This window comes from Frankia sp. CcWB3, assembly GCF_977927595.1.
In genome coordinates this window covers 1-22842 of the sequence record NZ_CDWRCK010000034.1, presented here as the reverse complement: position 1 = coordinate 22842, position 22842 = coordinate 1, and the positions used below count along the sequence as shown (strand labels likewise).

Here is a 22842-nt window from a genome sequence, read left to right as displayed (position 1 = left end):
GGCCAGACCGTACCCGGGTCCGGAGGCCCCGCGACGTTGGCGGCCGCGACGGCCGGGAGACGGTCAGCTTATGCAGTGACCACCATCGCGCGGCGGCCGAATTTGGGGGAGCCAGTCACGGTCCAGGGACCGCAAACCGTGCTCAGGTCCCCCAGATTCGCCGGCCGGCAGCCGGCAGGTCACCGCGCTCAGGACAGCCCGGCCCGGTGCGCGCGTCGCCAGAAGGCACCCGCACCGAGCAACAGCGCCGCCAGTACGGCGAGGACGCCGATCTGCCCACCGGTATAGGAAAGCGAGTTCCCGCGGGGATCCGTCCCGGTCCTGTCCGGGGCGGGGTGCCGAGACGCACCCGTGCCGGCGGACGCTCTGGAGTCCCCATCACCACCACGGCCATGGTCCCCGCCACCGCCACCGCCACCGCCACCGCTGCCGCTGCCGCTGCCGCTGCCGTGGTCGCCGCCGCCGCTGCCGTGGTCGCCGCTGCCGCTGCCGTGGTCGCCGCCGCCGTCGAGAGCCCGGAGCGAGACCTGGTCCGGCACCTCGTCGATGGAACGCGAGCTTTCCGCCACGGAACGCGACGGGCCATCCGCGGGGCGCGAAGCCGCGACCGGAACCGCGGTCAGCACAACCAGCATGCTCGTGAGCACGGCGGCACCGCCGGAACGCAATCCCATGGTGGTTCTCCCCCAGCAACCCGACTCGGCGCAGCCCGACCAGACGACGTCGGACGGTACCGATAGTCACTATGCGTGTCCAGAAGACGACAGGATCGACACGCCGACGGTCCGCCGCCCCACGTGCGTCCCTGGTAGCGGATCAGGCGTCGGCCTCGTCCGGCGTGGGTGTGGCCACGGGCGGAAACGCGCCGCCCGTCCCGGGCAGCCTCCTCGGGCAGCCTCCTCGGGCAGCGGTCCGGGCGGGACAAGCCGGAAGCCGGCGATTGTGTCGGAGACAGGTCGTAAGGTCGATCAGGCGGAGACGCGGACGGCAGCTAGCGTCGCGCCGCCGCGCCCTGACCCAGCCCCCGGCCGAGGAGCCCGATGTCCGCCCGTGATCAGGTCCGTGGCCGGTCGCTTCGGCTCTTGGACTACCTGGCCGCGCTCGCCGCCGAACGGCGCGGTGCCCCCCGTCGCCAGCTCGCCGAGTACGTCCCCGCTCCACTCCTTCCGGCTGACGTCCCGTCCCATCCGGGGATCCGGTTCGGCCCGACAACGCAGCGGGAGAGCTGGCTGGAGGTCGCCCGGGTACCCCAGCCGGCCGCGCCGAGCTGGCCACCCCCGCTCGACCGCTACCTGGCCGGGACGGTGGTGAGCCCGGACGCCCCACCTACCATCCCCGCCCATCTCCTGGACGCGGAGGCCGTCGAGCGGACCAGGGAGCGCGAGCCTCCCGCTCCCGGCGTCCCGAGCGAGGAGCGGGACGCTCCGCCGGGCGCCGTCGCCCTGCTCGACGCCTGGGTGCGTCAGGTGTGGCGGCCGTGGGCGCCCGGGGCACGCGCCGCCCGCGACGCACGCGCCCTCTACCAGCGCCTGTTCGACCTGCGCCTGCGGCTGCAGCGCGAGGCCGCGACCGTGGAGCTGGCCTGGGGGCACTCGGTGCTGTGCTGGCGGGTCGGCGACGCGACGATCATCCATCCGCTGCTCGTCACCCGCATGGTGCTGACGGTCGATCCGGACTCCGGGGTCATCCGGCTGCATCCCGACGGTCCGGCGAGCCTGGAGACCGAGCCCCTGCACGGCCTCGGCCTCCCCGGTCTGGACGAGATGTCGGCCCTGCGCGACCGGCTGCGGACGGCGCCGGCCGATCCGTGGGACGCCCCGGCCCGGGCCGAGCTGCACCGCCAGATCCTCGCCCCGCTCGGGCTGGACGCCCGCGCGACCACCGGTCCGGTGCCCCCGCCGGGGCCGAGTCCCGTCCTGGTCGACACCTGGGCGGTGTACGTGCGGCCGCGGCCGGCTCTGCAGGCGCAGTTCTACGCGGAGCTGCGGACCGCCCTCGCCGAACGGGACGTGCTCCCCGAGGCCATCGCCGCCGTGGTCGCCGACGACAGGCTCGTCGCCGCCGCGCTCGGCGCGGACGAGCGGGCCGACGGCGCCCACGCCGACGGCGCCCACGCCGATCGAGGCCGTGGCCGGCGCAGTCACGACAACTCTCCCGCGGGGCTCGGTGAACGCCTGCTGATGCCGCTGCCGACGAACGCCGACCAGGAGCGGATCGCCCGGCAACTCGCGGGCGCCCGCGGGGTCACCGTGCAGGGGCCGCCCGGCACCGGCAAGAGCCACACCATCGCGAACATGATCTGCCACCTCGTGGCGCACGGGCAGCGGGTGCTCGTCACCGCGCAGGACGAACAAGCCCTCACGGTGCTGCGCGACAAGATCCCGCGGGAGCTGCGCGACCTGACCGTCGCCGTGCTCGGGTCGAGCCGGGCCGACCTCGACGAACTGCGCGCCGCTGTCGTAGAGATCTCCGGGGCGGTCAGCGAGGTCGACCCGGCGCGGGAGACCGCGGCCGTGAAGGCCCTCGCCGAGGAGCTGGACGCCGCCCGCGCCACCGCCCGCACCCTCGAACTGCGGATGATCGACCTGCTGGCCAGCGAGGCGCGGGAGTTCGACCTGCCGCACGGGCGGGAACGCGCGCCGGAGGTGGCGAGCTGGCTGGCCGAGCGCGCGGACGAGTTCGGGTTCGTCCCCGACCGGCTCGACCCCACCCACGCGCTTCCGCTCAGCCCGGCCGAGCTCGCCGAGCTCTACCGGACCGCGCGCGAGATCACCCCCGCCGACGCCCGGGCCGCCGCGAGCAATCTGCCGGACGACCTGCCGGACGGCGCGTCGCTGCCGGGCGCGGTCACCCTCGGCCGGCTGCACGACGAACTCGACGAGATCCGCGCCGGGCTCGCCGACCTCGAACAGGCCGGCCTGTCCGTCGACGCGCTCGACGCGCTCGATGCCGACAGTGCCGACAGTGCCGACGGCGTCCGTGCCCTGGTCGAGGACACCCGGGCCGCCGCCGACCGGCTGCGCCGGCTGTCGGTCGGCTGGCTCGCCACCGCCCGGGCGCAGTGCGCGCCGTCGGGTGAGCAGGCCGGGTTCTGGGCCGACCAGGCCACGGCCCTCGCCGCCGAGGTCGCCGAGCTGCGCCGCCTGACCACCCTCACCTTCGGCCGTTCCATCGAGCTGCCCACCGGTGACTCGCGGGTCCAGCTGAGGCTGCTCGCCGACCTGCGGGGCCGCTTCGCCGCCGGCCGGGGGATCCCCCGCCTCGGCGGGCGGGAACTGCGGGACCTGCACGACGCGGTGCGCGTTGACGGGCTGGTCGCACGCACGGTGGGCGATGTGGCAATCGTCGAGGCAGAGGTGCGCCGCCGTCAGACGCTGACCGCCGCCGCCACCCGTCAGGCCGCGATCGCCGCCGCCCTCGGCGGCGAGGCCGTCGAGCCCGCGGCACCCGACGTCCTCACCCGGCTCGACGCGGTCGCCGGCGGCCTCGCCGATGCCGTCGACTGGGAACGCCGGGCGGCGCCGGAGCTGTTCGCCCGGCTGCGCGCCGTCTTCCCCGCCGTCTTCCCCGCCGTCTTCCCCACCGGCTTCGCCTCCGGCCATCGCGCCGGCTTCCCCAGCGGCCATCCCACCGGCCATCGCGTCACGACGGCGCCTTCCGACCCGGACACGCTTTCCCACCTCGCCGGCCTGCTTGCCGCGGCGACCGGCCGACGGCGCGAGAAGGAGATCGTCGGTGCGCTCGCCGTGGTGGAACGGGCGCTCACCGAGGGAGGCCGTGGCCCGCAGGCCGGCCGGGTGTGGGCCGGCCTGCACGAGGCGCTGGCCAGGCGGGACCTGGCGGCCTGGACGGCGCTGCTCGACGAAAGCGCCCGGCTGGCGGCGCTGCGCCCCGACGTGGAACGCCGGGACCGGCTCGCGGCCCGGCTGCGCGCGGTCGCGCCACTGTGGACCGACGCCATCCTCACCGGGCAGGGTGACCCGCCGGGCTGCGGTGATCCGGTGCAGGCCGGTGATCCAATGCGGGCCGGCGATCCGGTACGGGCCGGCGATCCGGTACGGGCCGGCGAGGCGTGGCGCTGGCGCCAAGCCCAGACCTGGCTCGACGACCTGCACGCCGACGGCGACCTCACCACGCTCGGCCGTCAGCTCGCCGACGCCTCGCGGCACGTGCGCGCCCTGGTGCTGGAGACCGCGCGTCGCTCCGCCCGGCTGGGCCTGGCGATCCGGCTCGGCGATTCCCAGCGCCGGGCGCTGACCGGCTGGGTGCAGGCACTCGACCGGATCGGGAAGGGCACCGGGAAGTACGCCCCGCGGTGGCGCGCCGAGGCCCGGGCCCACATGCGGGCGGCGATGGGCGCCGTACCGGTGTGGATCATGCCGACGCACCGGGTGATGGAGAGCTTCGAGCCGGGCGCCGACGACCTGTTCGACGTGGTCATCGTGGACGAGTCCAGCCAGTGCGACCTACTGGCCCTCGGCGTGCTGAGCCTGGGCCGCAAGGCCGTCGTCGTCGGCGACGACGCCCAGACGAGTCCGGAGGCCGTCGGCATCGAACGGGCCAAGGTGCATGCCCTGATGGACGCGCACCTGCCCGACGTCGCCCAGCGTTCGCTGCTCGACGTGGAGGCGAGTCTCTACGACACCGCGGCCCGGGTCTTCCCGCGCACCATCGTGCTCAAGGAACACTTCCGCTGCCTGCCCGACATCATCGGCTTCTCCACCCGCTTCTACGACCAGCAGATCCTGCCGTTGCGGGAGGATCCGGAGCTCGCCATCGGCGCGCCGCTGCGACCGGTCCGGGTCCCCGGGGGCGCCCGGTCGCAGACCCGCTTCGGCGACGCGAACCCGGCGGAGGCGCAGGCCCTTGTCGAGCGGGTCCTCGCCTGCTGCGCCGACCCGGCCTACGAGGGGATGAGCATGGGCGTGGTCACCCTGCTCGGCGCCGGCCAGCCCCGCCTCATCGAACACACCCTGGTCGAACGGCTCGGGGAGCGCGAGTTCTCCCGCCGCGACCTGCGGGTCGGCGACCCGTACCAGTTCCAGGGCGACGAACGGGACGTCATCTTCATCTCCGTCGTCGCGGACGACAACCGCTCGGCCGCCACCCGCCGCCGTGACCAGCAACGGGTCAACGTGGCCGCGAGCCGCGCCCGCAACCAGATGTGGGTGTTCCACAGCGTCGACCCGGCCACGCTGCGCGACGACGATGTGCGGCGCCAGCTGATCGAGTACATGTACGCCGGGCAGACCGGACGGCTCGACGCGGATCTGGCCGATCGCTGCGAGAGCGAGTTCGAACGGGCCGTCCTGCGCGAGCTCCTCGCCCGCGGCTACCGGGTTCGCCCCCAGCATCCGGTCGGGCGCTACCGGATCGACCTGGTCGTCGGGGGGGTCTCCGACCTGGTCGCCGAGGGGGTCGCCGCCGCGCGAGCCACCGCCGAACAAGCCGTCACCGAAGGAGCCACCGCCAAGCGAGCCGCCGCCGCAGGAGCCGCCACTGGGGATGTGGGGCGCCGCGGCCCCCGCCTCGCGGTCGAGTGCGACGGTGACCGTTTCCACGGGCCCGACCAGTGGGAGGCGGATCTGCGCCGCCAGCGGATCCTGGAACGGCTCGGCTGGACGTTCTTCCGGATCCGCGGCTCGGAGTTCTACCGGCATCCCCGGCCGACCCTGGACGCGCTGGTGCGGCGTCTCGACCAGCTCGGCATCCACCCGGTGCCGGTGCCGGTGCCAGTGCCAGTGCCAGTGCCGGCTGGCGAATTTGGGGGACCTGAGCACGGTCTGCGGTCCCTGGACCGTGCCTTGCTCCCCACAACTCGGCCACCTCGGCCACCACGGCCACCACGGCCACCACGGCCACCAGCCGGCCCGCCGACGGAAGAGTCCTGATCTATCCGTTGGCGGCCCGGGGTTTGGGGCCGGTGGCGCGCATGTTCACCAGTCTGCCAAGCAGGTCGAACCAGAAGGGGGCGCCGGCGGTGAGCGCGAAGCAGGCGATCGCGATGCCGGCGATTTTCAGGAGCCAGCCCTCGACGGAGTCGGGAACCTCCCGTGGGTCGTCGCGGCCCGCGGAGTTGTGGACCCAGCCGATCGGGAAGGCGAGCCCCGAGGCGTCGCGCACCGTCTTGATCACCTGTTCCGTGGCGTCCCCCACCGTGGGCTGGTCGGAGGTGAGGCGGGTGCCGGAGGCAGAACCCCCGGCGGAGCCCCCGGCCGCCTCGCCGGATGAACCCACCTCGGCCTGGGCCGCGGTCACGGCCGCCTGCCGCACGGTGCCGTCCTGCCAGAACGCCCGCGCGAGCCCGATCGCGTCGAGGTTGAACAGGACGGACAGCAGGACCGCGTAGCCGAGCAGGAAGACGGCGATGCGCCGCTTGTACCACCCGGACAGGCGGTCCATCGCGTCGTCGTACCACCGGGCCAGCTCGAGGACGACCTTCTCGCGGTCCCCGCCGGCCTGGACTATCGCCGTGGTCATCGCGGTCTTCACCGGGGAGGGGGGCATCGCGGCGAGCCCGTCCTCCACCGTTCCCACGGCTCCGGCCTTGGTGGCGGCGACGAGCGCAGCGGCCACGACCCGCCCGGTGGGGTGATCCACGGGCATCGCGTCGTACAGGGCCTGGGCGGACCTCTCCTCGAGGGCATGCCGGGCACCGTCGTAGGCCCGCCGGTACACGGCCCTGGCCTCGTCGGAGACGTGGTCGGGCAGGGTGTCCGGGCGGAGCTGGGACAGCATGGCCCGGGCGGGCGGGTCGACCCGGTCCAGCAGCGCCTGAGCGAAGGCGGTGGACGGCAGGTAGGACGGCAACCGCAGTGTGTGCGCGCGGCGCACCGAGCCCCAGGTCCCGGAAACCGGCGGATGGTCGGCCATAGCCGGCAGGGAGGTGTCGCGGCCGGTGGCGCGCATGGCCAAAAGCGGCCCGTCCAACAGTTCGGCGACGAGGTCCGGACGATCCGCGGGCGGGTCCGCCCCCGGATCGGACGGTTCGGCGGGCCGGTCACCGCCGAGCAGCCGTCGCAGCTCGGCCTCCAGCTGGCGCCCCCGGTAGCGGAACAGAGCGAGCACGGCCTCGTTGATCCGGGAGACGGCGAGGCTGAACGCGGCAAAGAGCAGCGCGAGCCCGATCAGGACATCAAGAGCGGATGAGTCCGGCATACCCCCCCGATTCCGGAGCCCGGGGCACCCGCGCCACCGCCTTCACGGCCGAGGAGTACGCACCGGGACTGTCCTGGGCAGACCGCGCATTTCTACACCTCGGCGCAGAACCGGCACTCAGCGGCATCATCGGACACCTGGTCGAAGCAGGCGAAGATGGGCACCAGACGACCGGACTGCCCCGCTTCGAACAGCGGGCCATGCTGGCAGGCCTGACCGGCCGGAGAGAACTGAGCCCGCCGGAGGAGCTGGTGGGGCGATCCAGGAGATCTTGGCAGCCGGCGCCGCCGGACTGGAGGGTGTCGTCGCGAAACGACCCGACTTCCCCTATCGACCAGGCCGCGGTACGTCAGGTGGGCCAGCACCGGATTCTCCGGGAGGAGAACCGATCCCGCGGTCATCCTCGAAGCGACCGCGGCCCGCGCCGCTAACAGTCCCTAAAGACCGGCAGTTCCTCCTGGTGCGACCGTATTCGAGCGACGAATCCAGCGGTGATTCCCGGGTAGCCGGTAAGCGATGCGATGGAATCTTTCATAGCCACGACGGTCTGACCTAGATCCGCCAGTAGCTGGTGATGTTGGGGGTTCGTAGATCGTTGGAACGTGAGCGGATGCCTGCCGTGCAGGAAGAATCGGGGTTAGGGGACGTAATGAAGTAACAAATACGTGATCGAGAGCATCATCGCAGGTCACAGGCCTGTGGCGGGTTCGAAACGCGCAAGTTATTTCATTTCGACTCCTTACCACCACCAACCGATGACGTCCTGACGAGAGGCACCCGCCGGGTGAAGAGACTACGCAGATCGACCGGGCCGCGGAAACGGGCCCTGCGGGTTCGGGTCGGGCCGGCGGACCGGTCGCTGACCGGGTTGGCCGGCTTGGCGGCGGTGAGCGAACTGGTGGATCGGCTCGGGGTCGTCGAGACGCTCGACGAGCGGGTCGGGCCGGTCAAGCAGCGGGCGCGGGGACTGTCGGCCGGGGAGTTGCTGGTCGGGTTGGCCACGGCGCAGCTGACAGGGCAGGCGACGCTGTCCGGGCTGGACCGGCTGCGTCTGGACGAGGCGGGCGGGCTGCTGGCGGCGGGCCGTTCGCGCCGTCGCGGACGGCGGCGAGGCTGGCGGCCAGGTTCGGGCCGGGCGCGTTGGCCGGGGTCGAGGCGACGGTCGGGGTGCTCGCCGGCCGCTGGCTGGCCCGGTTACCCGCGCAGCGCCGGGCCGAGCTGGTCACGGATCGGCCGACGCTGGACCTGGACTCCTCGGACGTCGAGGTCTTCGGCCGCACGAAGCGCGGCGTGGCCTATACCTACGAGGGGAAGAAGGCCGGCCGGCCGCTGCTGGCGTCGTGGGCCAGGACCGGGCTGGTCCTGGCCGCGGACCTGCTCGCCGGCGACCAGGACGTCCGTCCGCGCGCGGCAGGCCTGTTCGCGCGGGCTCTGGCGAACCTGCCGGTCGCGGTCCGCGCGCCGCCGCTGCCGCGCGCGGACTCGGGGTTTTTCACCGGCGACCTCGCCCGCGCCGCCGTGGCCGCGGGGATGGACTTCGCAATCGCCGCGCCGCGTAACTCCGCGTTCTGGCGCGCCTACGCCGCCGTCGAGGAGACGTCCTGGACGGACGCGCGGGACATGACCGGCGCCCAGGTCGCCACCAGTAGCTACGCTCCGACCGGCTGGCCGCCCGGCACCTACACGATCATCCGCCGGGTGAAGGTCCCCGCCGCCGAGATCTCCACCGACCCCCGCTCACCGCGGCGGCGCACCATCCCGAAAGCCCAGCTCACCCTCGCGCTCGACGGAATCGTCGACCATGCCTGGGCGGTCAGCTTCATCGTCACGAACATCCCCGCCAACGACGGGCCGGACATCGTCGCGCTCGAGCACTGGTTCCGCGGCCACGCCGACATCGAGACCCAGATCAAGGACCACAAGCTCGGCGCCGGCCTACGCCACCTGCCCTCAGCCGACCCGACCATCAACACCGTCTGGACGTGGGCCGCGATCCTCGCCGGTTGGCTGTCCACCCTGCTCCAGACGCTCACCGGGTTCGACCAGCGCGCCGGGCGCGCGCACGGCGACCGGCTCCGCCACGAACTGATCACCATCCCCGGCCGGGTCACCCGCCACGCAGGCCAACTGATCCTGCGCCTGCCACCCGGCCGCGACCAGCACCTAACCACCGCCCTCGCCCGGCTGCGCGCCCTGCCCGCGGCCGTCTGACCAGCCCGTTCTCTACGCGGAACACGCCCCCGGGCCGTGGACCCGGCGCTCACCCGGCACGACAGCCGGGCCTTCACCCTGCCCAGCCGTCGAAAACAACATCAACAAACCCGAAAAGGGAAGATCACCGAACTTTGATCATGCAAGCCGGCACTACTGGCGGATCTAGGGGGACGTAATGAAGTAACAAATACGCGATCGAGAGCATCATCGCAGGTCACAGGCCTGTGGAGGGTTCGAAACGCGCAAGTTATTTCATTTCGACTCCTAGGTCTGAACGAGCGTTCGCCGCTATCCTTATCGGGCCGATCTCCATGGTTCCAGCCGGGGGAGCCCGGCGCCAGAAGAGAAGTGTGCCGATCGGAAAACCCTTATAAATACTGTCAAAGAGCTTCTCGACATCGGACGACATCCAACGAAGCCCACGCTGGAATCGAGGAATCCGGATCTGGCCATGCCTGGCGTTATCCAGAAGCTCCTCAATCTTGAATCGCGCCGCGTCGGACCGGCGGGATGACTCGTCCACGCCCACCATGATATCCGTAGATCATCCGAAAGACGTTCTTCGTGGTCCACGTGCGTCAGCCCCACCGCCCGTTCGGGCGGTGGGGCTGACGCACGGCACAGCCGCGGCGACGATCGGTCCCCAGCCACCGGACCTCGACTACTGGACCTTGATGATCAATCCGTGAGATCGTCCCCGAAGGGCCCGTCCGGGCCGTACGCGGCGACCTCGATGTCAATCATTGGAGGGCGCTGCGGGTCCTGCAGGGGACGCAGCGGTGAGGTCGTCCCGCGGTGGTCCGCCCCCTGTTCCCACACGTTGAACTCGGCCATGCTCGCCCAGACGCTGACCACCGCGAACCGGGGCGGGTCCGCCGCCGACCGGTGCAGCGTGTTACCGAGCAGGCCAGGCGTGCCGACCAGCTTGAAGCTGATCTCGTGGTAAGCCCGCTCCACCGCGCCGGGATCGCCGGGCGGGTTAACCGCCCACAGCGTGACCCGAACCTTCGCCGGGCCGGCCACGGTCAGCTTCCCGCCGGAACGGTCAGGGAGGCCGTACCGGCCAGCTGGGCGACGACGGTACCGGTGACCATCGAGCTGCTGGCGCGCAGCGGGTGCAGCGCCTTGCGGTGCACCAGGTGACGCTCGCTGTGCTCGAACTCGCGGAACTGCTCCTCGTCAACCCAGTCACTGACGATGTAGTACGTGCTCGGCTCGTCCTCCGAGCGGATCAGCCACTGCCCGAGGTTCGCCGGGTGCGAGGTGACCGCGTCGCCGATCCGCAGCCAGGTCTGCTCGAACTCGACCTCCCGGCCGGGGTGGATCCGCATTGTCAGCATGATCCGAAAAGGCGGGGTCGAGGCCATCAGATGCCTCCGTCCACGGCAAAGGTGGCGCCGTTGACGTAGGACGACACGTCGCTGGCCAGGAACAGGACGACCGCGGCGACCTCCTCGGCCGTCCCGATGCGTCCCAGCGGGATGCGGTTGGTGTAGGCCGCCTTGACGGCCGGGTCGATGCCCTCGGCATGGTGGGTCTCGATGACTCCTGGGGAGACCAGGTTCACCCGGATGCCGCGGACACCGAGCTCCTTGGACAGCGAGCGGGTCAGTCCGATCAGGCCGGTCTTCGCCGCGGTGTAGTGGGCCCGCAGCGGCAGACCGACCACCCCGGAGCCGGACCCGATGTTGATCACCGAGCCGGAGTCCCCCAGCAGCGGCAACGTGCCCTGCGTGACGAGGTGAGTGGCGGTGAGGTTGGTGGTCAGCACCTGCGTCCACTCGTCCAGGGGCAGCTGCGCGTAGGGGATGTGGCTGATCGTGCCGACGTTGTTCACGACGATGTCGAGGCCGCCCAGGTGGGTGCCGGTGGCCTCGACGAGCTCGGTGATCTGGCCCGGATCGGCGACGTCGGCCTGGACGAGCAGATGGTCGCCGCCGGTGTCCTTGAGTTCGCGGCGCAGGCTCTCGGCATCCTCGGTCTGGCGCTGGTGGCCGGCAACGACCGTCGCACCGGCTCGGGCGAGGCCGAGCACCACGGCCCGTCCGATGCCGCGGGTACCGCCGGTAACCAGGGCGCGTCGCCCGGCCAGGTCTGAGAACATCGCTGACTGTCTCCTGTGTCGAGGTGTCGGCTGCCGAGGGGTCGGCTGCCGAGGGGTCGTGAGGTGAGGGGTCGTGAGGTGAGCGGGCAGGGGCAGGCGGTACGGGTGGGTACGCCCTCAGCGGGGACCGACGGCGCGAACCACGAGGCTGCTGTTGAAACCGCCGTAGCCACGGGCGTTCACCAGCGCCACCCGCACGGGTGCACGCCGGGGCGTACGCACGAGGTCGAGCCCATGGGCCGGATCGGGGGTGTCGAGGTTGCCCACCGCCGGGATGACCCCGTCCCGGATGGACAGCAACGCCGCGGCCACCGTCAACGCCGAGCCGCCGGCGAGGAGCCGGCCGACGAAGCCCTGCGGCGCCGTCACCGGGACCGTCCGGGCGCCGAAGACCGCGCGGATCGCCGCCGCCTCCTGGGCATCGAGGTCCGGTGAACCTGCGCCGTCCGCGAAGACGACATCGACGTCGTCCGGGGTGAGGCCGGCGTCGCGCAGGGCCCGGCGCATCGCGGTGGCGAGCCAGCGCACGTCCGGGGCGGGGCGTTCGTGGTGGGCGGCGTCGTGCGTCGCGGCGTAGCCGGCGATCTCGCCGTAGACGTGCGGGGCTCCCCGGGCGGCGGCGGCGGCCGGATCCTCGAGCACGAGCGTCGCGCCACCCTCACCGGGCAGGTAACCGTTCGCCCGGACGTCGAACGGCTTGTAGCCGTCCGCAGCAACGGTCGCGGTGCTGACCCGGCCGCTGGACAGATGGCCGATGATCGCATAGGGCGTCAGGCTCGCCTCGGCCCCCCCGGCGAGCACCGTCGGCGTGCCGCGGCGGATAATCCGCCGGGCCTGGGCGAGGCTGTCGATTCCGCCGGCACCGTCACTGACCAGGACCCCCGACGGCCCCTTCAGACCATACCGGATCGAGGTCTGCCCGGTCGTCGCCGCGTAGAACCAGGCGATCGACTGATAGACGCTCACCGCGGTGCGGCCCCGGGTCCACAGCCGTCCCAGCTCGCGCTGTCCGATGTCGGCACCGCCCGACCCGCTGCCGAACACCACCGAGGTCGCATACGGATCGTGCGCGGCGGGGTCGTAGCGCGCATCGGCCATGGCGAGGCGCGACGCGGCCATCCCGAACCAGGTCCACCGGTCGGTCTGGACGATGTACCGCTTGTCGACGTGGTCCTCCACCGCGAAACCGGCGACCTCTCCAGCGAGGGTGGCGTCGTACCAGGTGGTGTCGAACCGGCTGATCGGCGCGATCTTCAACTCGCCGCGCAGGGTCGACGCCCAGTACTCCTCCGTCCCGATGCCGCTGGGCGCGAGGACGCCGAGCCCGGTGACGACCGGCCGGACCGGGGCCTGCGGCGAACCGTCCCGGTGGGCGGGCCCCGCGGCCGTCGCGGCGGAGGCCTCCACGGCGGCGTTCATCGCGTCGGGGCGGCGAGGACGATCGCCGACTGGAAGCCACCGAAACCACTGCCGACTGACAGGGCCACGTCGACAGCGTGGTCCCGGGCGATGTTCGGGACGTAGTCGAGATCGCACTCGGGGTCGCGGGTGGTCCAGTTGGCGGTGGGGGGGATGACGTCGTTCTCGATCGCCAGGGCGCAGGCAGCGATCTCGATCGACCCGATCGCGCCCAGCGAGTGCCCGATCATCGACTTGATCGAGCTGACCGGGATGTCATACGCCCGCTGTCCCAGCGAACGTTTGAAGGCGGCCGTCTCGTGCCGATCGTTCTGCTTGGTGCCCGATCCGTGCGCGTTGATGTAGTCGATGTCGTCGGCTCCGACCCGCGCCGCGTCCATCGCGACCCGGATCGCCTCGGCCATCTCGACCCCGTCGGGGCGCAGTCCGGTCATGTGGAACGCGTTCGAGCGCGAGGCGTACCCACCCACCTCGCAGTAGATGTGCGCACCGCGCGACCGGGCGGCGGTGAGCTCCTCCAGGATGAGGACGGCGCAGCCCTCCCCCATCACGAAGCCATCCCGGCTGGCGTCGAAGGGACGGGAGGCGTGTTCGGGGTCGTCGTTGCGGGCCGTCGTCGCGCGGATCGCGTCGAAGGACGCCATCGAGATCGGGGAGATCGGCGCGTCGGAGGCACCGGCGATGACAATGTCGGCCTCGCCGTCGACGACGAGCTGATGGCCGTAGCCGACCGCGTCGATGCCCGAGGTGCAGCCGGTGGAGACCACGAAGGCGGGGCCGTGTGTGCCGAACCGGCAGGCCAGTTCGGTGGCCAGGCAGCTCGGCACCATCGCGTGGTAGAGGAACGAGCTGGCGTACCGGGGATCAACCTCCCAGTCCCGCCCGCTGTCGGAGACCTCGACGTACTCGTTCTCCAGGCGAGTGGTCGCGCCCACCGCGCTGCCGATGCTGACGCCGACGATCGGGCCGTCCCCGGAACCGTCCCCGGCATCACCGCCGTCCCCGCCATCACCGCCGCCCCGCAGGTCCAGGCCGCTGTCCTCGACCGCCTCCAACGCCGCGGCCAAGCCGAACTGCACGAACCGGTCGTTACGCGCAATCTCCCGGGCGGTCAGGCCGGCCGCCGCCGGGTCGAAGTCGCACTCGGCGGCCACCTGGGAACGGAACTGGGTCGGGTCGAAGAACGACAGTCGCCGCGTCGCGGTACGGCCGTCGGTCAGCAGGGTCCAGAACTCCTTGCGGTTGACCCCGCCGGGGGCGACCACCCCGATCCCGGTGACCGCTGTCCGTCTTGGTCCGCTCACTGTCCGGACCCGTGGGGCAAGGCGTCGACGGTGGGTGCCGACGGGGCGACCGGGACGTGCGGGGCGTCCGGGTCTAACGGTACCTCGGTGTCGACGTGGCCGAGATCGGGCCGGGGTGCCAGCGGGCTGAGGTGAAAGACGAGGAAGGCGGTCTCCTCGCCGGTGTTGACGACGCGGTGGCGCATCCCGATCGGGATGCACACCCCGTGGTCGGCCGGCAGGTCCTGGTACTGACCGTCCAGTCGGGCGGTCACAATGCCGCGCACGCAGTAGAGGAACTCCTCCGAGTAGGGGTGCAGGTGTTCGGTCACCACCTCACCCGGCTGAAGGGTCAGGGTGCCGAAAAAACCCGAGGTCGAACCCACGGTCACCGGGGAGAGCAGCGTGCGGACGTCACCGCCGCGCCGACGGTTGGGGGTCATGTCGTGAATGCAGAGAACCTTCGGAATCGCTGTCACGGAAGTCACCGGTCTCGTTCTCCTCAGACTTGTTCCGGCAGCGCGAGGGAGACCGGGGGCAGCTCGGCGGCGGCCCGCTCGACCTTCTCCCGGATCACCGACATCTCGCGGGCGGTGTTGGTGTTGATGCGGTTGGTCATCTGCTCGTCGTTCACCGGCGCCGACGGGCGCATGTGGAAGTCCTGCACCCAGCGCATGCGGGTGCCGGTGCCCTCCGGCGTGTAGCTCCAGTGGATGTGCATGTACTCGAACGGGCCGGTCTCGACGCGGTACGCGCGCACCTGCCGGGTGGCCGGGTCGAGTGTCCGCTCGGACACCCAACTCCACGCCGTCCCGTTCTCGTCGGGATGCATGGTCAGGCGAAACTTGAAGGTGTTCTCGTGGTGCTCAAGAATGTCTACCGAGGCGTATTCGGTAAAGAGGTCCGGCCAGGATTTCAGATCGTTGGTGATGGTCCAGACGGTTTCAATGTCGGCATCGATGAAAATCGAGTTGTCAGTGTGCCCGCTCACGTCGGCTCCGGTCGACCTGGAAGGTAGGGGACGTGGAAACTAACGGCGGATTCAGACCGTCTCGTGCTGGTCGAAAGCCGCGTTCACCGTGGCCAGGATCTCGGCGAGGGTCCAGCTCTCCGGCAGCTCGGCCGGGAGGTCCACCCCGAAGGTCCCGGCCACCTCTGCCGAGAGCTGGAGGTAGGCGAGCGAGTCGAGGCCGATGTCGATGAAGGTCACGTCCAGGTCCGTCGGCCGCTCGTCCGAGGGCAGACCGGCCTGTTCGACCAGGAAGTCAAGCAGGGCATCGGCCGACCATTGCCGGGGCATGTCGTACTCCCTTTTTCATTTTCGGGTTTCGGGGTTCACATGAAAAACTGGGCGTACCTGTGGGCGGAATCGAGGACGCAGTCGCTGATGACCGGCCGCGGCCGCAGCCGGCGGGCCCGGTACTCTGGCGGTGTACAGGAGCCCGGCCGTGTATCAGGAGCCCGGTGGTGTACCGGGGGGCTCAGCCGGCCGTCCACGAATAGAAACTCTGCGCCATCGCGTCCCCGGGGGTGCGCCAGGTCTCCGGGTCGTAGGCGGAGACGTATTTCCCGAGCTTTTTGCTCACGTCGACGAACAGCGGATGCTCATGGACGTTCTCGACGGTGTTCCTGACGTTAGTCGGAGCCTCGATCAGATGAAAGTAAAGGCCATGGAAGTGAAACAGGTCACGCCTAGTCACACCCACGATTCCGGGTAGTTCTCCGGCATCGGACTCGGCGAAGGCCGCCGCGATGGCGGGAGCGTCGGCAGGGTTCATCCTGGCCACGATGAGAGTCCGGTGTGACTGGCCTCCGGACGGCGTGGCGGGGTTCTGCGGACCGGTAACCGAGGGACCGGTGGCTGAGGGCACGAGAATCTCCTCGACATGTTCTTGGGAAACGTGTGTTTGACCCCAGGCAAGCACGGGTACCGCGTGCATGGCAAGCACGGGTACCGTGTGCATGGGCAGCTGGGCGGACCGGCCCTGACGGACCGACCTCGGCACCTTGCGCCGCGTTACAGGTGACAGGGGGAATCCGCCGACGAACATGAAGCCAGGCAGGAGTGACCGGTGCGCGACCACCGCTTCCCATCCGGCAACCCTTCTGAGGCAGCCCAGCGACCCTTCTGAAGCAGCCAGCCTTTCTGAAGCAGTCAGCTTCTTTGACTCATCGAGAGCATGGGGCCACACGGCGCGGCTGTCCTGGATTTCCCCTGGCAGCAAGTTGCCCTGGCAGTCAAACGCCAACTGAAACACACAAGAAGAACAACGTGGCTACAACCACCGTGAGCGGGCTTCCCGGTGCCCGGGGGTGGTCGATACGCCACCGGAGGAGAGCCGGGATCTCGATCTCGTGGGAACCACGTCGTCCACGCTCGGCCTCGGCCTGGTCGAGTATGGTGTTCTCTGGTCGGGGAGCCGGGGCCTCGTCTGGCCGACGTCGGCCGCTCTCACCTGACCGGGACTATCGCCGGAGGGCCGCCGCGGCGCGGAAGCCGGCTGTTCGGAGCCAGATGTTCAGAGCCAGATGCTCAGAACCGGCCCGTTCAGAGCCAGCCGCGTTGCGCGGCGAGGGTACCCGCCTGGAACCGGCTACGGGCGTTCAACCGTGCCATCAGATCGGCGATCATGCGACGCACGGTGCGGACGGAGACGCCCAGGTGGCGCGCGGCCGCCTCGTCCTTCATGCCGAGGCTGAGCAGACGCAGCAGCAGCCGTTCGGTGTCGCTCGGCGCGTCGTCACCGTCCCCGGGAGCGGCTATCGCCTCGCTGCTCAGCGGTTCGGCGGCCTCCCAGACCTGTTCGAACAGGGTGAGCAGCAGGGCGGTCAGCTCCGGGGTGCGCACGAGCAGGGTCTGGCCGGTCGCGAACCCCCGGCCCAGTCGGACCAGGCCGATCCGCCCGTCGACCGCGGTGGCGTCCAGTCGGGGATCGTCGATCATCCGGGCGTCCAGGCCATGCGCCGCCACGGTCCGCACATAGCCGGCGCCGAGCTCGTCCAGGCGCATCGACCGGGGCAGGACGCTGCGCATCACCACGCCACGCCGCAACGCGCGCAGTTCGACCGGCATCACCTCGCGAGTCAGGGCCGAGGACCACTCGCGCCGGGTGTGCAGCGCGAGCACCTCCCGCTCGGCTCGCCCGACGATCGCGAGCAGCTCCGCACGGGCCTGGTCGGCGCCGTCTATCCGCCTTACCTCGACGGTGTCCCCGCCGGGACGGCTCTCCAGGTAGTCCGAGACGAAGGAGCTGATCTGCGCCCGGGCCAGGAGCAGCCGCTCATGGCGACGGATCAGCTGCTCGTGCTGCGCCTGGAGCAGGTGGTCGAGCCCGGCTTCGGGATGCACCGCGACGTAGTGACCGGCCCGTTCGCGCGAGGGCAGCAGCAGACCCAGCTCGACCAGACGATCACGCGCCCGCCCCGCGGCGACCAGCGGCTCGCCGAGCATCTCCGCCACCTCGGGCACGCTCAGGACCTCGTGGCACAGCCACAGCCGATAGGCGGCCAGGGTGACCTCATCGATACCGAAGAGATCGAGCACCTTCCCCTTCCTCGGAGCAGGATCGGGACGTGGCCGACGGACGCCGACCGGACCAGTCGTGCCCACCGGACCAGTCGTGCCCACCGGACCGACGCGGCCGCTCACCCCGACCGCTGGGGCAGGCCCGACCGGGACGCCTCCGCGGACACCACGTCGAGGGCGTGGCGGACCAGCGACACCAGGGACTGCCGGACCGACTCCCGCTGCCGGGCGTCGCAGAACACCACCGGACGGCGCGGATCGAGGTCCAACGCCGCCCGGACGTCCTCCGCCCGGTACTCCCGCGCACCGTCGAACCGGTTCAGCGCGATGAGGAACGGGATGTCGCGCTCCTCGAAGTAGTCGATGGCCGGAAAGGAGTCGGCCAGCCGCCGCGTGTCCACCAGGACCACCGCGCCGATCGCGCCGAGGACGAGCTCATCCCACATGAACCAGAACCGGTCCTGGCCCGGGGTGCCGAAAAGGTAGAGAATAATGCTATCGAGAAGCGTGATCCGACCGAAGTCCATCGCGACCGTGGTCGTCGTCTTCGAGCCGACCGCGCTGGTGTCGTCGATCCCTATGCTTGCGGCCGTCATCGCGGCCTCCGTGGTGAGGGGCTGAATTTCGCTCACCGAACCGACGAACGTCGTCTTCCCGACTCCGAACCCGCCGGCGATGATGATTTTTACCGGATGCGGCGGCGCCGTTTCCGGCGACCCCGTCCTAGAGGGCCTGTAGTCCATCGAGCACCTTTTCGATGAGGGCAATGGAAGGGCGGTCGGAGGGTCGGGCCGGTCGGGTCACGGTTACCAGGCCGGCGTCGAGCATGTCGCCGACGAGGACCCGCGCGACCCCGACCGGCAGATTCAGCCGAGCGGAGATCTCCACGATCGACTGCACGCGTTGGCAGAGCAGCGCGATGGCGCGCTGCTCATGCTCCAGCGTCCGCATCATCAGCCGGCCGTTGGGCGTGGTGGTCACCAACGCGACCAGCTCCAACGTCTGGTTCGTCGGCCGTGTCCGGCCCCCGGTGACAGCGTAGGGGCGGACGACCGGACCAGCCTCTTCGTCGAACCATTCGTCATCGCGCGGCATATCCGGTCCTCCTGCCTTGAGAATTCTGCTGTCATCCGGTCGGTGATGGCGCAGGGGGCGACCGGCTGACCCACCAACCGATCGGACCCCCACCCGATCGCCGGGCCGAGGTCAGAGTGGCAGCGCGGACTGCATCTGAGCCCGGAGTTCCGGGGTGAGGAAGTCGCCGACCCGGGTCACCAGCAGCGCCATCTCGTAGGCGATGAGACCGATGTCCGCGCCGGGGCTGCTGAGAATGGCCAGGCACGATCCGTCCCCCACCGCGGTGACGAACAGGAATCCCTCGTCCATCTCGACAATGGTCTGCCGAACGTTTCCACCCCCGAAGAAACGACCCGCGCCGCGCGCCAGGCTGTTGAATCCGGAGGCTACCGCGGCCAGTTGATCGGCGGTCGCCCGGTCCATCCCGTACGAGGCGGCGAGCAACAACCCGTCGGAGGAAAGCGCAATCACATAGGTGACTTCGGGCACCTTCTTGACGAGGTTGTTGAGCAACCAGCTCATGTTCTCGGACGGCCCCAGCGGACGCATCAGGTCACCTTTCCTACATCGTCACCGTCGTTCGAAACCTGGCCGTCCGCCAGACCACGACCAAAGTTGTTCTGGAAGGACGACATCATACTGCGGATCTCTTCCGGGCTCCGTTGCGCGGCGAGCATTCCGGAACTCTCCTCGGGAATGTCCCGGCGAAGCTGCGGCGCGAGACTGGCCCGCCGGGTGCGCTTGGGCAGGCCCACCTCGGTGAAACTGACGGGCGGCTGGCCGTCCGCGCCGGGCCCGGCCGACTCGGCGGACTCGTCTGAACGGGCCGAAGGCGCCGGGCGTCCGAGGGGGACGACCGTCTGGCCCATGGCGGGGGCGTCCTCGCGGTGGAATCCCCCGGAGTACCCCACCGGCCGGCCCAGCGGTGAGGTGAACGGATCGGTTCGGGTGGCCTCCCCCGGGTCGGCGGAGCCGAGGTCACCACCGCGCGACCGCTCCCTGGCCATGGGGCTGTCACCGAACAGCGAGGTGACACGGCCGCCGGGTCCGCCGTCGCCGCCATAGCCGGAGCCGGGCGCACCGTTGTGGCCACCCGGACCGGGGACGTCCCGTCCGTCCCGGAGGGGCCCATCCCGGAAGGGTTCCTCCGGGAAGGGTTCGTCCCGGAAAGATTCGTCCTGCCCCGGACGGGCCGGCGGGCCGTCGGGGTCGTCCAACCCGGGCGTCTGGGGGTGGTCCGGGACAGCCTGGTGGGGCTGGTCCCCCGCGGCCCTGCGGCCGCCACGCGAACGGCGCGACGGCAGCGGCGGGGGGGTACCGAAGCCGCGGGAGCCGGGCTCCTCGCCCGGCCCGCTGTCCGGGTCGGAACGCGGGGTCAAGGGACGCGGCGGAGCATCCGAACGCCTGCCGTTGGAACGGTGCCGCGGGCGGTCGGCGACGAACCAGCTCGATCGCACCGTGGCGAAGACCGGCAGATCGTCGATGAGCGTTTCGTCCTGACCGTGCGCAGCCGCGGCCGCGTCCTCGGAGAGCGCGGGGGGACCGGCGAGGTCGCCGTCCGCGTCCACCAGCGACCCGCGGAACCGGTCCTCGTCGATGGCCGGGCCGTCGAGAGCCGGAACCCGCGTCATGGCAAGCGGCGGGGCGATCTGCGTGGGCTCCGGCCGGGCCTCCCCGTCGGGGTCGACCTGCCGCAGCAGCGTGGTCGGCACCAGGACGATCGCCATCGTGCCGCCATACGGCGAGGACCGCAGCTTCACCGAGATGGAATGCCGCTCGGCGAGCCGACCGACAACGAACAGGCCGAGACGCTCGCTGGTCGACAGGTCGAAGGGAGGCGGGTTGGCCAGCCGCTCGTTCACGGCGTCGAACTCCTCCGGACTCATGCCCAGCCCGCGGTCCTCGATCTCGATCACGAAGCCGTTCGACACCTCGTGCCCGGAGACATGCACCGGCGTGTGGGGCGGGGAGAAGGAGGTGGCGTTCTCGATCAGCTCGGCGAGCATGTGGATGACGTCACCGACGGCGTGACCGCTGATGGCCCCTCCGTCGATCGACATCACCTGGACCCGGGTGTAGTCCTCCACCTCGGCGACGGCGCCACGGACGACGTCCTTGACCGGGACAGGCCGGCGCCAACCACGGGCTGGCTTGGAGCCGGACAGCACGATGAGGTCCTCGGCGTGCCGGCGCATACGGGTGGCGAGGTGGTCGAGACGGAAGAGCTCCTCCAGCTCGTCCGGGTCGGTCTCCTTGCGCTCCAAGGCGTCGATCACCTTGAGCTGGCGGTGAATGAGTGCCTGGCTGCGGCGGGCGAGGTTGAGGAACGTGTCCCCGATACTCTTGCGCATCGCGGCCTGCTCCACCGCGGTCCGCACGGCCACCGCGTGCACGGTGCCAAACGCCTCGGCGAGCTGACCGATCTCGTCCTTGCTCCGGACCTCGACCGGGAATTCCTCCTCGGCCACGTCCACCGGCGACCCGCGGTGCAGACGGTCGACGACTCCGGGCAGCCGCTCGTTCGCGACTTCGAGGGCGCCACGGCGCAGTCGGCGTAGGTCCCGGATCATCGGGCTCGCCACCAGGAGAGAAATCACCACCGACACCACGAGCACCAGCGCCACGCCGATACCGCTGACAAGCGCGTCTCGGGTGGCCGAACTGGCGATGTTCGCGCTGGCCGTCCCGAGATCGGCCGCGACCCGGCGTTCGACCTGCCGCATCGCATTGATCTTCGCGTCGGAGGCCTGCAGCCAGATCTGCGGGGTAACGGTCAGCGGCTGGCCGTTCTGTACGGCGTTAACCGTGCCGTCACGCAATGTCCCGGCGGCCGAGATCGTCCGGCCGACCGTCACGTTGTAGAACTCCTGCTCGTCCGCCGTGGCCGTGGTGCGGAACTGGGCCAGCCAGGCATCCTCCGCCCCGGTCCTGGTCTGGATCTCCCGCAGCGTGGCCACATCTGTCTGCTGGAGGAGGATCACGCGGACGACGGCGCCGCGTTGGTGGGCGACCTGCTCCTTGGCCTGCGCGATACTCACCAGTGCGGTGGCACCGTTGACCAACGAGGTGTTACGGCTTCCGGCCGCCACCTGGGCGTTGAGAGCGAGGAGGTCGTCCACGGCACCCAAATAGAAAGCAATGTTCTGGTCCACCTGCGCCTGGTGCGCGTCGATCGCCTTACGCTGCGCCGGGAGCTTGCCGAGGCGTTCCAAGATCGACACGAGCGTGGTCGCCAGGGTGTCACGACCCGCCGCGGGCAGCGCCGCCTCACCGGCCCGATAGACGGCCAGGGCCTGGTCCACCGGGCCGCGGGCGGCGAGCGCCGCCTGCCCCTGAGCGACGGCCATGTAGTTGGAACCGACATAGGAGTTCGTGGCGTACCGCTCGACCTGCAGGGCCTGGACCAGATCGTTGCTTTTGATCGAGAAGTCGGCGAGTGCCTTGATGCGGTTGGCGACCCGCACGTTGTCGACGTTCCCCCGCACCTGTATCGCGCTCAGTACCGCGAGCGCAGCCAGGGGGACGACGAGAATCACCACTAGCTTCGAGCGGATGGGCCAATTCTGGAGCATCCGGTCCTCTCGTCCGGCACCCGGGAGTCGAGTGCCTCGTGTGCGGGGGGGTGAGTAGTCGAGTTCCATCGGGACATGTCACCGGAAGACCACAGATGACAACACCGGGCCGGCGCATTGGAGTAGGCGGTCCGGGCATCGGGGGAATGTTCCGGGGGCGCGGACAACTGTAGCGGGTGAAGAACTAGCCCGGTCGGGGGCACCCGTCTTCAACGCAAAAGGATGGCGAGGTAGCACCGAGTGACGGACATTCGCGAGCGCGCAACGCGCAACCGGAACCCGCCCCCGAGTTACATGAGCGCAGTCCGGAGCAAACAACGGCGATGCGCACGAACCAGCACTGACGGGCAGCAGTCAGCGCTAACTGGCACAGATCCTCCGCGGCCACGAAGGCCCCGATCAACCGGCCGCACCGCGCTCGACAACGCAAGCACATCACATGTTGGCATGTTGCCGAAAGAACATCGCACGATCCGAGGCCACACAGAT

General features: G+C 70.6%; 20 protein-coding genes. 3 read left to right on the top strand and 17 right to left on the bottom strand.

What is annotated here, in order from left to right:
- Positions 1–188: 188 nt before the first annotated feature.
- Positions 189–674 (bottom strand): hypothetical protein, encoded by a 486-nt coding sequence (locus ACY5KJ_RS04815; RefSeq protein WP_462202862.1) that lies wholly within the window; start codon positions 672–674, stop codon positions 189–191.
- Positions 675–1040: 366 nt separating this feature from the next.
- Between ACY5KJ_RS04815 and ACY5KJ_RS04810 the strand changes: the two genes are divergently transcribed.
- Positions 1041–5891, top strand: coding sequence for an AAA domain-containing protein (locus ACY5KJ_RS04810; protein WP_462202861.1), 4851 nt, complete (start codon positions 1041–1043; stop codon positions 5889–5891).
- 1 nt (position 5892) lies between these two features.
- Here the strand turns inward: ACY5KJ_RS04810 and ACY5KJ_RS04805 are convergent, their stop codons facing one another.
- Complete coding sequence (locus ACY5KJ_RS04805; RefSeq protein WP_462186595.1) at positions 5893–7158, bottom strand: hypothetical protein; 1266 nt, start codon at positions 7156–7158, stop codon at positions 5893–5895.
- An 801-nt stretch (positions 7159–7959) separates the two neighbouring features.
- Here ACY5KJ_RS04805 and ACY5KJ_RS04800 point away from each other — a divergent pair.
- Positions 7960–9369: a transposase gene (locus ACY5KJ_RS04800; protein WP_462186600.1), complete on the top strand. Its 1410-nt coding sequence runs from the start codon at positions 7960–7962 to the stop codon at positions 9367–9369.
- Between the two features lie 250 nt (positions 9370–9619).
- Here ACY5KJ_RS04800 and ACY5KJ_RS04795 read toward each other — a convergent pair whose 3' ends face one another.
- The 10 genes from ACY5KJ_RS04795 to ACY5KJ_RS04750 form a co-directional block, all read right to left on the bottom strand.
- Positions 9620–9904 carry a DUF262 domain-containing protein gene (locus ACY5KJ_RS04795; protein ID WP_462202860.1) on the bottom strand — a complete coding sequence of 95 codons (285 nt, stop codon included), beginning with the start codon at positions 9902–9904 and terminating at the stop codon, positions 9620–9622.
- A gap of 146 nt (positions 9905–10050) precedes the next feature.
- On the bottom strand, positions 10051–10395 hold the full coding sequence (locus ACY5KJ_RS04790; protein WP_462186593.1) for an antibiotic biosynthesis monooxygenase family protein: 345 nt from the start codon (positions 10393–10395) through the stop codon (positions 10051–10053).
- Between the two features lie 2 nt (positions 10396–10397).
- Positions 10398–10739: an antibiotic biosynthesis monooxygenase family protein gene (locus ACY5KJ_RS04785; protein ID WP_462186592.1), complete on the bottom strand. Its 342-nt coding sequence runs from the start codon at positions 10737–10739 to the stop codon at positions 10398–10400.
- The gene (locus ACY5KJ_RS04780; protein WP_462202859.1) at positions 10739–11476 is read right to left on the bottom strand and encodes an SDR family NAD(P)-dependent oxidoreductase; all 738 of its coding nucleotides are present in this window, start codon (positions 11474–11476) and stop codon (positions 10739–10741) included. Before ACY5KJ_RS04780 ends, ACY5KJ_RS04785 begins: the two co-directional genes overlap by 1 nt.
- A gap of 117 nt (positions 11477–11593) precedes the next feature.
- Positions 11594–12895: a beta-ketoacyl synthase N-terminal-like domain-containing protein gene (locus ACY5KJ_RS04775; protein WP_462186590.1), complete on the bottom strand. Its 1302-nt coding sequence runs from the start codon at positions 12893–12895 to the stop codon at positions 11594–11596.
- A complete protein-coding gene (locus tag ACY5KJ_RS04770) occupies positions 12892–14199 on the bottom strand; it encodes a beta-ketoacyl-[acyl-carrier-protein] synthase family protein (protein WP_462186589.1) in 1308 nt (435 codons plus the stop codon). Before ACY5KJ_RS04770 ends, ACY5KJ_RS04775 begins: the two co-directional genes overlap by 4 nt.
- Complete coding sequence (locus ACY5KJ_RS04765) at positions 14196–14621, bottom strand: cupin domain-containing protein (protein ID WP_462202863.1); 426 nt, start codon at positions 14619–14621, stop codon at positions 14196–14198. The genes ACY5KJ_RS04770 and ACY5KJ_RS04765 overlap by 4 nt, the downstream gene beginning before the upstream one ends.
- A gap of 59 nt (positions 14622–14680) precedes the next feature.
- Positions 14681–15169, bottom strand: coding sequence for an SRPBCC family protein (locus ACY5KJ_RS04760; protein WP_462186588.1), 489 nt, complete (start codon positions 15167–15169; stop codon positions 14681–14683).
- A gap of 51 nt (positions 15170–15220) precedes the next feature.
- On the bottom strand, positions 15221–15478 hold the full coding sequence (locus tag ACY5KJ_RS04755; RefSeq protein ID WP_462186587.1) for an acyl carrier protein: 258 nt from the start codon (positions 15476–15478) through the stop codon (positions 15221–15223).
- Between the two features lie 181 nt (positions 15479–15659).
- Entirely contained in the window at positions 15660–15968 is a 309-nt protein-coding gene (locus ACY5KJ_RS04750; RefSeq protein ID WP_462186598.1) for a TcmI family type II polyketide cyclase, read from the bottom strand.
- A 523-nt stretch (positions 15969–16491) separates the two neighbouring features.
- Here ACY5KJ_RS04750 and ACY5KJ_RS04745 point away from each other — a divergent pair.
- Entirely contained in the window at positions 16492–16638 is a 147-nt protein-coding gene (locus tag ACY5KJ_RS04745; RefSeq protein WP_462202858.1) for a hypothetical protein, read from the top strand.
- 88 nt (positions 16639–16726) lie between these two features.
- Here ACY5KJ_RS04745 and ACY5KJ_RS04740 read toward each other — a convergent pair whose 3' ends face one another.
- The 5 genes from ACY5KJ_RS04740 to ACY5KJ_RS04720 form a co-directional block, all read right to left on the bottom strand.
- Complete coding sequence (locus ACY5KJ_RS04740) at positions 16727–17722, bottom strand: LuxR C-terminal-related transcriptional regulator (protein ID WP_462186586.1); 996 nt, start codon at positions 17720–17722, stop codon at positions 16727–16729.
- Positions 17723–17823: 101 nt separating this feature from the next.
- Complete coding sequence (locus ACY5KJ_RS04735) at positions 17824–18447, bottom strand: GTP-binding protein (RefSeq protein WP_462186585.1); 624 nt, start codon at positions 18445–18447, stop codon at positions 17824–17826.
- Entirely contained in the window at positions 18428–18799 is a 372-nt protein-coding gene (locus ACY5KJ_RS04730; protein ID WP_462186584.1) for a DUF742 domain-containing protein, read from the bottom strand. Before ACY5KJ_RS04730 ends, ACY5KJ_RS04735 begins: the two co-directional genes overlap by 20 nt.
- Positions 18800–18910: 111 nt before the next feature.
- Positions 18911–19330, bottom strand: a complete 420-nt coding sequence (locus ACY5KJ_RS04725; protein ID WP_462186583.1) for a roadblock/LC7 domain-containing protein — start codon at positions 19328–19330, stop codon at positions 18911–18913.
- Positions 19330–22353, bottom strand: coding sequence for a sensor histidine kinase (locus ACY5KJ_RS04720; protein WP_462186582.1), 3024 nt, complete (start codon positions 22351–22353; stop codon positions 19330–19332). Before ACY5KJ_RS04720 ends, ACY5KJ_RS04725 begins: the two co-directional genes overlap by 1 nt.
- Between the last annotated feature and the right edge of the window lie 489 nt (positions 22354–22842).